Below are 15,492 nucleotides of genomic sequence, written 5' to 3' on the forward strand. Positions count from 1 at the left end.
AGTGTTGGGGCATGGACTTCCACTGGTTCCTCCCCACCAACGGGGACAGCCGGGACATCGTCGGTGGGGGGCACGGCACACCGGTCGGCTCCGCGGGCGGCGTACGCCCCCTGACCGTCGGCTACCTCGGCCAGATCGCCCGCAGCGCCGAGCAACTGGGCTTCACCGGCGCGCTCACACCGACCGGGGCCTGGTGCGAGGACGCCTGGCTGACCACCGCCATGCTGACCGAGGCCACCGAGCGGCTCAAGTTCCTGGTCGCCTTCCGCCCCGGCCTGATCTCGCCGACCCTGGCCGCGCAGATGGCGTCCACCTTCCAGCGGCTGTCCGGCGGCCGGCTCCTGCTCAACGTCGTCACCGGCGGCGAGGCGGCCGAACAACGCTCGTACGGCGACTTCCTCGGCAAGGACGAGCGGTACGCCCGCACCGACGAGTTCCTGGCCATCATCCGGGCCCTGTGGCGCGGTGAGACGGTCACCCACGAGGGCCCGCACCTGCACGTCGAGGGGGCCAAGCTGAGCCGCCTGCCCGACCCGATCCCGGAGATCTACTTCGGTGGCTCGTCGCAGGCCGCCGGCCCGGTCGCCGTCAAACACGTGCAGACCTACCTGACCTGGGGCGAACCACCGTCCCAGGTGGCCGGGAAGCTGGCCTGGATCCGGTCCATCGGCGGCGGCCACCTGCGCTTCGGCATCCGCCTGCACGTGATCACCCGGGACACCGCCGAACAGGCCTGGGCCGAAGCCGACCGGCTGCTGCAGGGCATCTCGCCCGACGCCATCGCCGCCGTGCAGGCCGGGCTGCGCAAGAGCGAGTCGGTCGGCCAGCAGCGCATGCTCGCCCTGCACGGCGGCTCCCGTGACGGCCTGCTCGTCTCGCCCAACCTGTGGGCCGGCGTCGGCCTGGTCCGCGGCGGAGCCGGCACCGCCCTGGTCGGCAGCCACGTCGAGGTGGCCGACCGGATCGCCGAGTACGCGTCGCTGGGCATCGAGGAGTTCATCCTCTCCGGTTATCCGCACCTGGAGGAGGCGTACTGGTTCGGCGAGGGAGTGCTGCCCGAACTGGCCCGCCGCGGACTGTGGCGCAACCCGCTGCGGGCCGAGGCGCTGACCTCGGTGCCGTTCGCGGGCCTGGCGCGGCCCGAACCGACGGCGGCCTCATGAACGTGACAGTGGTGGAGGCCCGTGGCCGGCGATGAGCGAATGGGGCGAGAACGAGTACCGCGGCTGCGGGCAGGTGTTCATCACGCTGGTGCTGGTTCTCTTCGCCTGCGCCGGCGGCGGGGTGTGGCTGCTCGTACGCTGACCGGCCGTGGCCCGCGCCACCGTGCCGGCCCGGCGTACCCACCGTGGCCTGCGCTTCTGCCGCAGTGCCGGGTTACCTCGGGGTAAGTCGGCGTCCTTGCCGGTAACCGGCTGTCCTCGCCTAGCCTCTGATCATGGCTGACAACATGATGCGGGCCGTCGTGCAGGATGAGTTCGGCGGCCCCGAGGTGCTGCGGGTCGAGCGGGTGCCCCGGCCGGCGCCGCTGCCCACCGAGGTGCTCGTGCGGGTGACCGCGGCCGGCATCAACCCGGTCGACTGGAAGACGCGTGCCGGATCCGGGATGGCCGGGCTGTTCGGGAAGCCGCCGTTTACCGTCGGGTGGGACGTGTCCGGCGTGGTCGAGGAGATCGGCTTCGGTGTGACCACGCTCGCGCCCGGCGACGAGGTGTACGGCATGCCGTGGTTCCCGCGCCCGGCCTCCGCGTACGCCGAGTTCGTCACCGCCCCGGCCCGGCAGTTCGCCCGCAAACCGGCCAAGGCGACCCACGAGCAGGCCGCCGGGGTGCCGCTGGCCGCCCTGACCGCGTGGCAGACGCTGGTCGACACCGCGCACCTGGCCGCCGGGCAGCGGGTGCTCATCCACGCCGCCGCGGGCGGGGTCGGCCACTTCGCCGTGCAGATCGCCAAGCACCTGGGCGCCCACGTGATCGGCACGGCGAGCGCGGGCCGGCACGAGTGGCTGCGCGGCATCGGCGCCGACGAGCTGATCGACTATCACACCACCCGTTTCGAGGAGGCCGTCGGCGACGTCGATGTGGTGCTCGACCTGGTCGGCGGCGAGACCGGCCTCCGGTCGCTGGCCACGTTGCACCGCGGCGGCCTGATGATCGCCGTACCCAGCGGAACCTCGGCCGAACTCCTCGCCGCCGCCCAGGAATCGGGCAAGCGCGCCACTGCCTTCCTGGTCGAGCCGGACGGCCCGGCCCTGGCCACGATCGCCGGCCTGATCGACGCGGGCGCGATCGCGAGCGAGGTCGACGAGGTCTTCCCGCTGGCCGACGCGGCCGAGGCCCACCGCCGCGGCGAGACCGGCCGCACCCGCGGCAAACTCGTCCTCCGCGTCGCCTGACTACCACCGACCACGAGGGTGGTAGCCGGGCGCGGTGTCGGCTGCGCGGAGCTACCACTTTCGTTCAAGGGGTGACCCCACTTCCGCGGCAACCTTCCTGAACGGCCGGGCGTGTTACTCAGGAACGGATTACCACGGAGGTACGGGGTGCCGGATGCGGCCGGGTTCGACGAGTTCTATCAGGGGAGCCGGCAGCGGCTGCTCGGGTTCGTCTATCTGCTCACCAACGACCTGGTGGAGGCCCAGGACGTGGTGCAGGAGGCGTACATGAAGGCGTGGCAGCACTGGTCGTCGATCGACCGGTACGACGATCCGGAGGCGTGGCTGCGAGTGGTGGCCAACCGGATCGCGGTGTCGCGGTGGCGGCGGCTGCGCAACCGGGCCCGGGCCTATCTGCGGCACGGCCCGGACGATCCGGTGCCGGCGCCCAGCGTTGACACCATCGCCGTGGTCGAGGCGCTGCGCCGGCTTCCGGAGGAGCAGCGTACGGCGATCGGCCTGCACTATCTGCTCGGCCTGCCGGTGGCCGACGTGGCCCGGGAGACCGGCGTGCCGCTCGGCACCGTCAAGGCCCGCCTGCACCGCGGCCGCGCCGCACTGGCCACGCACCTCGCCCTGGACCCGGCCCCGCATTCGACGGAGGCGGCTGATGTCTGATCTTCGTGACCTCATGGACGGGGTCGCCACCGACCTCGCGACGGTCCGCTGGGCCTCGGCCGACGAACTGCGCCGCCGGGTACGCCGCCGGCGGGCCCGGACGACGGCCGCCGTCGCGGGTGCCGTGATCGCGGTGACCGTCGGCGTCGCCGCGGTGGCCGGAACCCGGGCCGAGCCGTCGCCCCCGCCGGCCGGGCCCCCGCCGGTCGTAACTGGGCCGAGCGACGCCGCCCCGGTCAAGATCCCGTCGTCCGTGCTGCTCAAGGCCGACGAGGTCGGCGCCGATCCGGACAGCCAGTACGACCAGCCGGACGCGTCCGAGCCGGTCCACCTGGACGAGCTCGACTTCTGCCGGCGGCCGCGACTGCCGGCCGAGGCGCCCCGCTTCGCCGTCGGCGTCACCCACATGACCGGCGACAAGCAGAACCGGCCGCCGATGCCGTTCGTGCTCGGTCAGCGCGTGTACCGCTTCGGCGGGACCGACGCCGACGCGTTCCTGCGCGACCTGCGGTCGGCCGTGGCCGCCTGCGGCAGTCAGACCAAGACCGGAGACGGGATGGTGGACGGCAAGATGATGAAGGTGACGGTCGACTATTCCTGGTCGACAACCTCCGACCACTTCACGTCGGACGACGCGTTGCTGGTCCGGCTGGACGTGCGATCACGCGACGCCAAGACCGGTGACCCGCTGCGCAAGACCGCCTCCGAGTACGTCGCCTACGTCCGCACCGGCGATCTGGTCACACGCATCTCGGCCAAGCGCGGAACGCCGGTCGAGGAACTGCGCCGCCTGGCCACCCTGGCCGGCACCCGCCTCTGCGCCGCCGCCCAGCCGCGCTGCTGACCGGCATTCCGAGTGGTAGGCGCGCGCGGCATTTTCGGCCGGTGCATCGTCCGGGCCTACCACTGACAACTTGAGTGGTAGGCCCGCACGGCATTTTCGGCCGGTGCATGGTCCGGGCCTACCACTGACAACTTGAGTGATAGGCGCGCGCGGCATTTTCGGCCCGCGCACCGTCCGGGGCTACCACCGGCAACCCGAGTGGTAGGCGCGGCGGGGGTCAGGCCCGTCGGCCGGGATGACGGAAGTCGAAACAGCCGCTTATCAGTTGGTTGTTAGCGTCCGGAGCATGGATCGGTCGCTGGACATCGTGGCTCTGCGGAGTCTCGTGGGGGTGGCCGACTACGGCGGGTTCCACCGGGCCGCCGACGTGCTGCGGGTCAGCCAGTCGGCGATCAGCCAGCACGTCCGGCGGCTCGAGAAGGTGGTCGGGCGGCCGCTGGTCGAGCGGCGCGGGCGGCAGGCGGTGTTCACCGCGGACGGTCTGGCGCTGCTGGGCGAGGCGCGGCGCATCTTGGCCGCCCACGACGGGGCGCTGCGCCGGCTGGTCGGCGTGGAGGTGCCGGCCGTGGCCGTCGGTGTCACCGAGCACGCGGCCGACGTGGTGCTGGCCGCCGTCACCGAGGCGTTGCGGGCGTTCCGGGCGCGGGTGCGGTTCCGCGTCGACCGTACGGCCCGGCTGGCCGACGCGGTCGATCGGGGGACGCTCGATCTGGCCGTGTGCCTGACCGATGCCGGGGGAGTATCGGTCGGGTCGTTGCCGTTGCGCTGGTTCTCGGCCCCGGGTTGGACGCCGCCCGAGCACGGCGGGTGGCCCGTGGTCGCCGTCGAGGAGCCTTGCATGCTGCGCGAACGCGCTCTGGCGGCGCTCGACGCGCGCGGGGTGGAACCCTTTGTGGCCTGCGATTCCGGGTACGTGGCCGGTGTCGTCGACGCGGCCCGGGCGGGGCTGGGCCTGGCCCTGCTGGCCGACGCCGGCCCGGGGCCGGAGGGGCTGGTCGAGGTGCCGGGGCTGCCGCCGATAACCGCGGTGCCGCTGCGGCTGCGTTCGCGGCGCGGCGTCGATCCGGCCCTCGGCACGGCCATCACCCGGGCCCTGCGTGACGCCCTGGCGAGGCCGGCGACGGCTTGAGGCCGCCGGCCGGACCGCGAAACACGAGCTGGCGGCGAAAAATCAGACCGATCACGGATTCGCATCGATCAAATCCCCATCTCTCCCATAGGATATCGAGGTAGAGGCACTGAGGAGGGCCATCGTGACCATCGCTCCGATCCGTCAGGACCCCGCTGTGGACGCTGATCTGTTCCGCGCACTGCTGCGCCGCCACGCCGCCGCCGTCGTCGTCGTGACCGCCCCGGGGACGCCGCCGGCCGGGTTCACCGCCACCTCGTTCACCTCGGTCTCGCTCGACCCGCCGATGGTGTCCTTCTGCCTGGCCCACACCGCTTCCAGCTGGCCCGCCGTGTCGGTCGCCGGCACCGTCGCCGTGCACGTCCTCGGACAGGACCAGGAAAAGGTCGCGCGCACATTCGCGACCAGCGGCATCGACCGGTTCGCCACCCACGGCGCCTGGGCGCCCGGCCCGGACGGCGTACCGCTGCTCGACGGCGTCCTGGCCCGCATGGTCTGCCGGGTCGTCCAGCGGGTCGAGGCCGGCGACCACTCGATCGTGCTCGCCACCCCGGAGTCCGGCCACCACCACGTCGACGAGAGCGCGACCCCGCTGGTCTACCACGCCGGCCGGTACGCCCAGCTCGACCCGAAGGCGGCCTGACGTGCGGACCAGGATCCTGATCGCGGCGGCGTTACTCGTGCTGGCCGGGTGCTCGCCGGCCCGGCCCGCGGCCGACGCCGGCGCCCCGCGCAGCGGCGGCTCGCTGACCTGGGGCGTCGAGACCGAGCCGATCACCTTCAACCCGCACCAGTACGCCCAGGCCAAGGCCCGCCTGCTGGTCGCCAACGCCTACGAGGGGCTGCTCACCCACGACCAGCACGGCGGCGTCGTGCCGCTGCTGGCGACCAGTTACGAGACGGCCCCGGACGGGCTCAGCTACACGTTCGAGCTGCGACCCGACGTCAAGTTCTGGGACGGCACACCGGTGGACGCGGCGGCGGTCAAGGCCAACATCGACCAGCTCCGGCAACCCGGGTACAACCCGGGACTGCTGGCCGTACAACTCAAGAACCTGAAATCCGTCGAAGCGGTCGACGCGTCGACCGTGCGGTATGTGCTCACCCGGCCGGACGTGCTCATCCTCGACTTCATCGCCTCGCCGCAGGGCGCGCTCGTCTCGCCCGCCTCGCTCAAGGCGGCCAAGGACCTCAAGGCGGGCGGCCCCGAACTGGCCGGCACCGGGCCGTTCATCCTCGACCGGTACACCGCCGGCCAGGAGGTGCACTTCACCCGGAACCCGCACTACTGGGGTGCGCACCCGGCCTACCTGGACGAGATCACCTACCGGTTCCTCAAGGAGCCGTCGGTGCGGGTCGGCGCCCTGACCTCGGGCCAGGTGCAGGTCATCGAGGGCGTTCCGGCCACCGACCAGCAGCTCATCGAAGCCGACCCGCGGCTCACCCTGCAACGCGGCCTCAACACCGGCACCGCGTACACGTACTACCTCAACGCGTCCCGGGCACCCTTCGACGACATCCGGGTACGCCAGGCCTTCCGCGAGGCGCTCGACGTCGACGCCGTGCTCAACGCCGTCTACCGGGGCACCGCCACCCGGGCCTGGAGCGTGGTCAGCCCGGCCGGTCCGTTCTACGACCGGGCGCTGGAGAAGACCTACGCCGGCGACACGGCCAAGGCCAACAGCCTGCTCGACCAGGCCGGCTGGACCCAGCGCGACGCCGACGGCTTCCGGACCAAGGACGGCAAACGGCTGACCGTACGCCTGGTCCAGTCGGCGCCGTTCGTCCGCGACCGCCGCGACGTGCTCGCCCAGGCCGTGCAGGCCGCGGTCAAGCAGAGCGCCGGCATCGAGGTGAAGGTGTCCCTGGTCGACCAGGGCACCGCCACCAAGGCGTTGCAGGACAACGAGTACGAGCTGTTCGACAACTCGCGGCTGGACACCGACACCGGTGTCGCGCTGAACCTGCTGCTCAGCTCGTCCGGCGCGATCAACCGCACCGGCGTCAAGGACGCGACCACCGACCGGCTGCTCGACCAGGCACAGGCCACCGGTGACACGGCCCGGCGGACCGAGCTCTACCGCCGGCTGCAGCAGCACGTGGTGGCCGACCAGGCGCTGGTGCTCCCGCTGTACGCCCCGGCCGACCAGATCGCCGCGGCCCGGACGGTCGGCGGGCTCGGCTTCGAACCGACCGCGGGCGTGCCCGGCAACGCGTACGGCGTCTGGCTGGGCCGATGAGAACCGCGCTGCGACGGGTCGGTTCCGGCCTGGTCGTGCTCTGGGCGGCGGCCACCGCGGCGTACCTGGCCCTGCTGGCCGCGCCCGGCGATACCGTGGACAGCATCATCGGCGACGGCGCCGACACCCCGGTGATCCGGGCGCAGATCGTCCACGAGTGGCACCTCGACCGGCCCGAGGTCGTGCAGTACCTGGACTACCTGTGGCGGGCCGGGCACGGCGACCTCGGGCGGTCCTACCTGCTGCAGCGGCCGGTCGCCGACGTCATCGGTGAACAGCTGGCGCCGACGCTGAAGCTGGCCGTGGCGGCGGCCGCTCTGGGCGTACTCCTCGCAGTGATCCTGGCGGTGACCACCCGCCGGCCGTGGGCGCGCCGCACCAGCTCCACCACCGAGTTGGTCCTGGTCTCCACCCCGCCCTTCCTGATCGGGATCGTGCTGCTCAGCGTGTTCTCGTTCCGGTTCGGCTGGTTCCCGGTCTCCGGCGACCGTGGCCCGGCCGCGCTGGTGCTGCCCGCGGTGACGCTCGCGCTGCCGGTGGCCGGCGTGCTCACCCAGGTGCTGCGCGACGGGCTGGACCGGGCGATGGGCGAGCCGTTCGCGGTGACCGCCCGGTCGCGCGGCCTGGCCGAGAACGCGGTGCTGGTCCGGCACGCGCTGCGGCACGCCCTGCTGCCGGCGGTGACCCTCACCGGCTGGCTGTTCGGGGTGCTGCTGGGCGGCGCGGTGATCGTCGAGCAGGTCTTCGGCCGGCCCGGCCTCGGCCAGGTCACCCTCAACGCCGTAACCGCCAAGGACATGCCGGTGGTGCTGGCCGTCGTCGTGCTCAGCGCCTTCGTGTACGTGGTGCTGAACACCATCGCCGACCTGGCCTACCTGGCCATCGACCCGCGCTTGCGGAAGGGGTGACCCATGACCCTGGTGATACCCGCTGTCCGCCCCCGGCGGCCCGGTGTCGCGGTGGCCGCCGGGTTCCTGGCCCTGGCCCTGCTCGCCGCGCTGTGGCCGGGTCTGCTGGCCGGTGACCCGCTCGCCGCCGACCCGTTCCACGTGCTCGAGGCGCCGAGCTGGGCCCACTGGTTCGGCACCGACCAACTCGGCCGGGACGTCCTCGACCGGGTCGTGCACGGCGCCCGCCACTCGCTGGCCATCGGCCTGGCCGCCGTCTCGGTGGCGGTGCTCGCCGGCCTGGTGCTGGGCCTGCTGGCCGGGCTGAGTCACCGGGTCGCCGACGAGGCCCTGGCCCGATCCTTCGACGCGCTCTCGGCGTTCCCGTTGCTGCTGCTGGCGTTGCTGTTCATCGCCATCACCGGTCCGGGCACGGTCAGCCTGATCGTCGCCATCGGCATCGCCACCCTGCCGACCTACGCGCGCGTCGTCCGTTCGCAGACTTTCGTGGTACGCCGGGCCGGCTATGTCACCTCGGCCGTCGCCTTCGGCAGTTCCCCGTTCCGGCTGGTCCTGCGGCACGTCCTGCCCAACGTGCTCGGGCCCGTCCCGATCCTGGCCATGATCGGGCTGGGCGAGGCGATTTTGGCGGCGGCCGGGCTCAGCTTCCTCGGCATGGGCCCGCAGCCGCCGTCGCCGGAGTGGGGCGCGATGATCGCCGACGGCCGCGGTTACCTGCGCATCGCCTGGTGGGCCTCGGTCCTTCCCGGCCTCGCGGTGACCCTCACGGTGATCTCCCTGACCGTCCTGGGCCGCCACCTGCAGCGCCGCTTCGAGGGACGTGCCGCATGACCGCCGTCCCTTCCAGTGACAGCCCTGAGCGGTATCCGGGCACCGAGTACCGCCCAGGCCTACCACATGCCTCGGGGGTGGCAGGCGAGGGCGGGCCACTGGTCGAGGTCGAGGATCTGCACGTCTCGTTCGGGGCGGTCGAGGCCGTGCGCGGAATCAGCTTCTCGGTCGCGTCCGGTGAATGCGTGGCGATCGTCGGGGAGTCCGGCTCGGGAAAGAGCGTCACCGCCCGGACCCTGGTCGGGCTGGCCGGGCCGGGAGCCCGGATCCGGGCGGGCGCGTTGCGGCTGGACGGAAGGGACGCCCGCGCGTTCACCGAGACGGACTGGCGATCGGTCCGGGGCGGCTTCGCCGGGCTGGTGCTGCAGGACGCCCTGATATCGCTCGACCCGCTGCGGACCATCGGGGCCGAGATCGGTGAGGTGCTGCGCGAACACCGGATCGGCGCCGGCCGCGGGCGGGACGCCCGGGTACGACGGCTACTCACGGACGTACACGTGCCCGAGCCGGAGCGGCGGGCCCGGCAATATCCGCATCAGCTGTCCGGTGGACTGCGGCAGCGGGCCCTGATCGCGTCGGCCATCGCCGCGCGACCGCCGCTGCTGATCGCCGACGAGCCGACCACCGCGCTCGACGTCACCGTGCAGGCGCGGATCCTCGGGCTGCTCGGCGAACTGCGCGAACACGGTCGCACGCTGCTGCTGATCAGTCACGACCTGGCCGTCGTGGCCCGGCTGGCCGACCGGGTCCTGGTCATGAGGGACGGCCGCATCGTGGACAGCGGCACGGCGGCCATGCTGCGCCAGGGGGCGCGGCACGCGTACACCCGGGAACTGATCGCCGCGGCCGAGCTGCACCCACGCGAGCGGACGACGCGGCCCGGCCCCGAGGTGGTGGCCCGCGTCAGCAGGTTGCGCAAGGACTACGGGAAGCAGACCGTCGCGCGGGACGTCGAACTGACCATCCGGCGCGGGGAGATCGTCGGGCTGGTCGGGGAGTCGGGTTCGGGCAAGACGACCGTGGCGCACGCGCTGTTCGGGCTGGTGCCGCCGAGCGCCGGCGAGATCACCTTCGAGGGCGAGCCGTGGTCCGGTGTGCCCGAGCGGCGCCGACGCGGGCTGCGCCGGAAACTCCAGCTGATCTCCCAGGATCCGCTGTCGTCGTTCGACCCGCGATGGACGGTACGCCGCATCGTCGGCGAGGCCACCGACGACCCGCTGCCGTTCCTCGAACGCGTCGGGCTGACCGGGGACGTCCTGGACCGCTACCCGCGGCAGTTGTCCGGCGGGCAGCGGCAGCGCGTCGCGATCGCCCGGGCCATCGCCCCCCGGCCCAGCCTGATCGTCTGCGACGAACCCGTGTCGGCGCTCGACGTCTCGGTGCAGGCGCAGGTGCTCGACCTGCTGGCCGGGATCCGCGCCGAGGACGGCACCGCGCTGCTGTTCATCTCGCATGACCTGGCCGTGGTGCGGCACCTGGCCGACCGGGTGCTGGTGATGAAAGACGGCGTGGTCGTCGAGGAAGGACCGGCGGAGCGCGTGTTCGCGGCGCCGGAGCACGAGTACACCCGCGCGCTGCTCGCCGCGGCGCCGACCCTGGAGGTGGCTGCCTCATGACGTTCTCACTCGGTCTCCAGCTGGACGCGCGGGCCTTCGACGCGGGTATGTGGACCCGGCTGGCCCAGCAGGCCGACGAGGCCCGGCTGGACTACGTGACCATCGAGGACCACTTCGGCGGGACGGCCGCCCGGCCCGAGGCGTCGCTGGTCGCGGCCCGGCTGGCCCCCGTCACCCGGCACATCGGGCTGGTACCGGTGCTGACCACCACCCACACCGAGCCGTTCCACCTGTCCACCGCGATCGCCACGGTCGACTGGGTCAGCCGCGGCCGGGCCGGCTGGCAGGTCCGGGTGTCCGGGCGGCCCGAGGAGGCGAAGCTGCTGGGCCGGCGGGCGCCACTCGGGTCCGAGGAACTGTTCGCCGAGGCGGCCGACGCGGTCGAGGTGGTGCGCCGGCTGTGGGACAGCTGGCAGGACGACGCGATCGTCAAGGACGTCGCCACCGGGCGCTTCATCGACCGGGACAGGCTGCACTACATCGACTTCGAAGGGCGGTTCTTCAACGTACGCGGACCGTCCATCGTCCCGCGCCCGCCGCAGGGCCAGCCGGTGGTCTTCGCCCTGGCCCACGCGCCCCTGGTTTACGAGTTCGCCGCCCGGGCGGCCGACGTCGTCCTGATCACGCCCACCCCGGCGAACGTCGAGGACCTGGTGGCCCAGCAGCGGGACGTGCGGATCTTCGCCGACGTGGTGTACGCCCCGGACGGCGACCACGAATCCGACGCCCACGTGCACACCGGCGGGGTCGGCGAGCTGGCCGATCTGCTGGCCGACTGGCACGGCCGCGGCGTCGAGGGCTTCCGCCTCCGGGTGGCCGGCGACCTGACGCCGGTCACTCGCGAACTGGTTCCTCTGCTGCGTACCCGCCGGCTCTTCGAACCCCGCCCGGGCACCCTGCGCGAGCGGCTCGGACTGCCCGTCGCGACCAACCGTTACGAGGAGGCCCCCGTTGCCTAAGCAAGTCATCCTCGCCGCCCACTTCCCGGGCGTGAACAACACGACCGTGTGGAGCGACCCGGCCGCCGGCAGCCAGATCGACTTCGCCAGCTTCGAGCATCTGGCCCGCACCGCCGAGCGCGGCCTGTTCGACTTCTTCTTCCTGGCCGAGGGTCTGGCGCTGCGGGAACAGCGTGGAAAGATCCACGACCTGGACGTGGTCGGCCGGCCCGACACGCTGACCGTGCTGGCGGCGCTGGCCGGGGTGACGAAGCATCTCGGGCTGGCCGGCACGCTCAACGCCACTTTCCACGAGCCGTACGAGCTGGCCCGCCAGCTGGCCACGCTGGATCACCTGTCCGGTGGCCGGGCGGCCTGGAACGTGGTCACGTCGTCGGGCCCGTTCTTCGGCGCCAACTTCCGGCGGGGCGGCTTCCTGGACTATGCGCTGCGCTACGACCGGGCCCGCGAGTTCATCCAGACGGCGAAGGAGCTGTGGGACACCGGCGGCGGCGCGTTCGCGCACACCGGCGACCAGTTCGACATCTCCGGCCGCTTCGGCATTCCGCCCAGCCCGCAGGGCCACCCGGTGATCCTGCAGGCGGGCGACTCCGACGGCGGCCGCGAACTGGCCGCCGGCAACGCCGACGCGATCTTCTCCCGCCACCACGAGATCGAGGACGCCCGCGCGTTCTACCGAGACGTCAAGGGCCGGCTCGAGCGCTACGGCCGTACCCCCGACTCCCTGAAGATCATCCCCGGCGTCTCGTTCGTACTCGGCGACACGGATGCCGACGCCGCCGAGAAAGCCCACCACATCCGCCGCCAGCAGGTCAGCCCGCAGACCGCGATCCTGCTGCTGGAGCAGGTCTGGAACCGTGACCTGTCGGCCTACGACGCGGAGGGACCACTGCCCGACGTCGACCCGGTGGACGGCGAGACCACGATCATCCAGGGCCGGGCCGGCCAGTTCGCCGACCGGTTGCGGACCGCGGCCGAGTGGCGGGAGCGGGCCGCCCAGAAGAACCTCAGCATCCGCGAACTGATCATCGAGGTGACCGGCCGCCAGAACTTCATCGGCACGCCGGCCCGGGTGGCCGCCGCCCTGAACGAGTACGTCCAGACCGACGCCTGCGACGGCTTCATCCTGGTGCCGCACCTGACGCCGACCGGCCTCGACGAGTTCGTCGACACGGTGGTGCCCCTGCTGCAGGAACGCGGTGTCTTCCGCACCTCCTACTCGTCGTCGACCCTCCGCGGCAACCTGGGGCTGGCCCTCGGTGGAAATCTGGGTGCGGCATGAAATTCCTCCTCCTCACGCTGATCACCCACACCGACCCCGCCGTCTCCGCGCAACAGAGGTTCCGTGAGGTCGTCGACAACGCGGTCCTCGGCGAAGAGCTCGGATTCGACGGGTACGCCGTGGGCGAGCGCCACGAGTACCCGTTCATCTCGTCGGCCCCGCCGGTCGTGCTCAGCCACATCGCCGCCCTGACCTCGCGTATCGAACTGTGGACGGGCGTGACCACGCTCAGCCTGCTCGACCCGGTACGAGCCTTCGAGGACTACTCGACCCTCGACAACCTCTCCGGCGGCCGCCTGACCCTGATCATCGGCAAGGGCAACGGCGCCGCCCAGGCCAAGCTGTTCCACGTCACCGCCGACGACCAGTGGGATCGCAACCGCGAGAGCTACGAGCTGTTCCGCCGCCTGTGGCGCGAGCCGTCGGTCACCTGGTCCGGTCGTTTCCGCCCGTCCCTGGACGACGCCTCGGTCTGGCCCCGCCCGCTGCAGCCGGCCCTGACCGTGTGGCACGGCAGCGCCACCAGCCGCGAGTCCGTCGACCTGGCCGCGCAGTACGGCGACCCGCTCTTCTCGGCCAACGTGACCAACCCGATCGAGCCGTACGCCGCACTCATCGACTACTACCGCGAGCGGTGGGCCTTCCACGGCCATGATCAGTCGTCGATCCAGATCGGCGCAGGCTCGGCCGGCTATTACGCGGCCCGAACCTCCCAGGAGGCGATCGACACCTACCGGCCGATCTTCGACCGGCGACTGGCCATGTCCCGCCGGCTCGGCCTCCAGCCCGTCTTCCCGACCATCGAGGACGCCATCGAGCGCAGTTCGATCCTGGTCGGCAGCCCGCAGCAGGTGATCGACAAGATCGGCCGCTACCACGACCGGTTCGGCCACTCGGTGATGCACCTGCACGCCGACGCCGACGGTCTGACCGACAAGCAGCACCGCGCCACGCTCGAGCTGTTCCAGAGCGAGATCGCCCCCGCCGTACGCCCACTGCAAGGGAGGTAGCCCGATGCCCGTACCCCTGTCGATCCTCGACCTCGCCCCACTGGTCTCCGGCGGCACGGCCGGCGACGCCCTGCGCCGGACCATCGATCTCGCCCAGCGGGCCGAGGAGTTCGGGTACGCCCGCTATTGGGTCGCCGAGCATCATTTCACCGCCGGCGTGGCCAGTTCCCAGCCGGCGCTGCTGCTCGGCCAGATCGCGGCGCACACCAGCCGAATCCGCCTCGGGTCCGGTGCCGTGCAGACCGGCCACCAGACGCCGCTGACCATCATCGAACAGTTCGGCCTGCTCGACGCCCTCTACCCCCGCCGCTTCGACCTGGGCCTGGGCCGTTCCGGCCAGCGCCGGTCGTCCTCGCCCCCATCCGGTCAGGGCCTCGCCTCGGGTTCCCCCTTGTCGTCGTCCGGCCCCTCTTCCGGCTCCTCCCTGTCGTCAGGCGCCCCCGCAAGTTCCTCTCTTGCGTCAGGCGCCCCCGCAAGTTCTTCTCTTGCGTCTGGCCCTTCCGCGGGTTCTTCTCTTGCGTCTGGCCCTTCCGCGGGTTCTTCTCTTGCGTCTGGCCCTTCCGCGGGTTCCTCCCTCTCGTCCGGCCCCTCCGCGGGTTCCTCCCTCTCGTCCGGCCCCTCCGCGGGTTCCTCCCTCTCGTCCGGCCCCTCCGCGGGTTCTTCGCTGTCGCCGTCCGGGCCGCCGCCGGCTGACTCCAGGCCCGCGAGGGTCGTGGACGGTCTCCTCATCCCCGCGCCGTTCTCTTTCGCGCCCCTGCTCGCCTCGTCGCGGTACGCCCTTTTCGCCCGTCTGCTCCAGCAACCTGGCGCTGAGTCGCCCGACCTGCCCAAGGTCCTCGACGACATCCAGGCGCTCCTGGCCGGCGCGGTCACCGATGACGAGGGCAACGAGGCGCACGCGGTTCCCGGTGAGGGCGCGGACCTGGAGATTTGGATCCTTGGGTCCAGCGGCGGCCTGAGCGCCCAGGTGGCGGGGGAGCGGGGTCTCCCGTTCGCGGCCAACTACCACGTGGCACCGGCGGCCGTGCTGGAAGCGGTCGAGGCGTACCGGTCGGCCTTCAAGCCTTCGCGCACCCTCGCCGAGCCGAGGGTCATGGTCTCGGCCGATGTGGTGGTGGCCGACGACGACGAGACCGCCCGCCGCCTGGCCGAGCCCTACCGGCACTGGGTACGCAGCATCCGCTCCGGCCAGGGCGCGATCCCGTTCCCCTCGACCGACGAGGCCCGCGCCCTGCCCTGGACCGACGAAGACCAGGAACTGGTGGCCGACCGCCTGGCAACGCAGTTCGTCGGCGCGCCGCACACGGTCGCCGAACGGCTGCGCACACTGCAGCGGGTGACGGGCGCCGACGAACTGCTCGTCACCACGATCACCCACGACCACACGGACCGAGTCCGCTCCTTCCAGCTGCTGGCCAAGGAGTGGCACCAGTAGCCTCCGGCCGGCTCAACCGCTCCGGCCGTGTCTGTTCCGGACAGCCCGGCAGCCGGCCCGCCGTCTCGCCACCTGGCCTGGCGTTTCGCTACCTGGCCTGGCGTTTCGCTACCTGGCCTGGCGTTTCGCTACCTGGCCTGGCGTTTCGCTACCTGGCCTGGCGTTTCGCTACCTGGCCTGGCGTTG

General features: G+C 72.2%; 14 protein-coding genes. All 14 read left to right on the forward strand.

From position 1 onward, the window contains the following. Positions 1-11 precede the first annotated feature (11 nt). The 14 genes from ACGFIO_RS04260 (at position 12) to ACGFIO_RS04325 (ending at position 15,306) form a co-directional block, all read left to right on the forward strand. Complete coding sequence (locus ACGFIO_RS04260) at positions 12-1,163, forward strand: LLM class flavin-dependent oxidoreductase (RefSeq protein ID WP_392821788.1); 1,152 nt, start codon at positions 12-14, stop codon at positions 1,161-1,163. Between the two features lie 275 nt (positions 1,164-1,438). Then, entirely contained in the window at positions 1,439-2,395 is a 957-nt protein-coding gene (locus ACGFIO_RS04265; RefSeq protein WP_392821790.1) for an NADP-dependent oxidoreductase, read from the forward strand. A gap of 147 nt (positions 2,396-2,542) precedes the next feature. Beyond that, entirely contained in the window at positions 2,543-3,052 is a 510-nt protein-coding gene (locus ACGFIO_RS04270; protein WP_392821792.1) for a SigE family RNA polymerase sigma factor, read from the forward strand. Continuing rightward, a complete protein-coding gene (locus ACGFIO_RS04275) occupies positions 3,045-3,896 on the forward strand; it encodes a hypothetical protein (protein WP_392821793.1) in 852 nt (283 codons plus the stop codon). The genes ACGFIO_RS04270 and ACGFIO_RS04275 overlap by 8 nt, the downstream gene beginning before the upstream one ends. Positions 3,897-4,182: 286 nt before the next feature. Beyond that, positions 4,183-5,025 (forward strand): LysR family transcriptional regulator, encoded by an 843-nt coding sequence (locus ACGFIO_RS04280; protein WP_392821796.1) that lies wholly within the window; start codon positions 4,183-4,185, stop codon positions 5,023-5,025. A gap of 130 nt (positions 5,026-5,155) precedes the next feature. Further along, positions 5,156-5,668, forward strand: coding sequence for a flavin reductase family protein (locus ACGFIO_RS04285; RefSeq protein WP_392822587.1), 513 nt, complete (start codon positions 5,156-5,158; stop codon positions 5,666-5,668). Position 5,669: 1 nt separating this feature from the next. Then, positions 5,670-7,265, forward strand: coding sequence for an ABC transporter substrate-binding protein (locus tag ACGFIO_RS04290; protein ID WP_392821798.1), 1,596 nt, complete (start codon positions 5,670-5,672; stop codon positions 7,263-7,265). Continuing rightward, on the forward strand, positions 7,262-8,173 hold the full coding sequence (locus ACGFIO_RS04295) for an ABC transporter permease (protein ID WP_392821800.1): 912 nt from the start codon (positions 7,262-7,264) through the stop codon (positions 8,171-8,173). Before ACGFIO_RS04290 ends, ACGFIO_RS04295 begins: the two co-directional genes overlap by 4 nt. A 3-nt stretch (positions 8,174-8,176) precedes the next feature. Next, the gene (locus tag ACGFIO_RS04300) at positions 8,177-9,004 is read left to right on the forward strand and encodes an ABC transporter permease (RefSeq protein ID WP_392821803.1); all 828 of its coding nucleotides are present in this window, start codon (positions 8,177-8,179) and stop codon (positions 9,002-9,004) included. Beyond that, on the forward strand, positions 9,001-10,620 hold the full coding sequence (locus ACGFIO_RS04305) for an ATP-binding cassette domain-containing protein (protein WP_392821806.1): 1,620 nt from the start codon (positions 9,001-9,003) through the stop codon (positions 10,618-10,620). The genes ACGFIO_RS04300 and ACGFIO_RS04305 overlap by 4 nt, the downstream gene beginning before the upstream one ends. Further along, positions 10,617-11,579: an LLM class flavin-dependent oxidoreductase gene (locus tag ACGFIO_RS04310; RefSeq protein ID WP_392821808.1), complete on the forward strand. Its 963-nt coding sequence runs from the start codon at positions 10,617-10,619 to the stop codon at positions 11,577-11,579. Before ACGFIO_RS04305 ends, ACGFIO_RS04310 begins: the two co-directional genes overlap by 4 nt. Continuing rightward, complete coding sequence (locus tag ACGFIO_RS04315; protein ID WP_392821811.1) at positions 11,572-12,861, forward strand: LLM class flavin-dependent oxidoreductase; 1,290 nt, start codon at positions 11,572-11,574, stop codon at positions 12,859-12,861. Before ACGFIO_RS04310 ends, ACGFIO_RS04315 begins: the two co-directional genes overlap by 8 nt. Continuing rightward, positions 12,858-13,871 carry an LLM class flavin-dependent oxidoreductase gene (locus ACGFIO_RS04320; protein WP_392821814.1) on the forward strand — a complete coding sequence of 338 codons (1,014 nt, stop codon included), beginning with the start codon at positions 12,858-12,860 and terminating at the stop codon, positions 13,869-13,871. Before ACGFIO_RS04315 ends, ACGFIO_RS04320 begins: the two co-directional genes overlap by 4 nt. A 4-nt stretch (positions 13,872-13,875) precedes the next feature. Next, positions 13,876-15,306 carry an LLM class flavin-dependent oxidoreductase gene (locus ACGFIO_RS04325; protein WP_392821817.1) on the forward strand — a complete coding sequence of 477 codons (1,431 nt, stop codon included), beginning with the start codon at positions 13,876-13,878 and terminating at the stop codon, positions 15,304-15,306. Positions 15,307-15,492 lie beyond the last annotated feature (186 nt).

Source organism: Actinoplanes sp. NPDC049265, assembly GCF_043197135.1.
Taxonomy (GTDB): Bacteria; Actinomycetota; Actinomycetes; order Mycobacteriales; family Micromonosporaceae; genus Actinoplanes.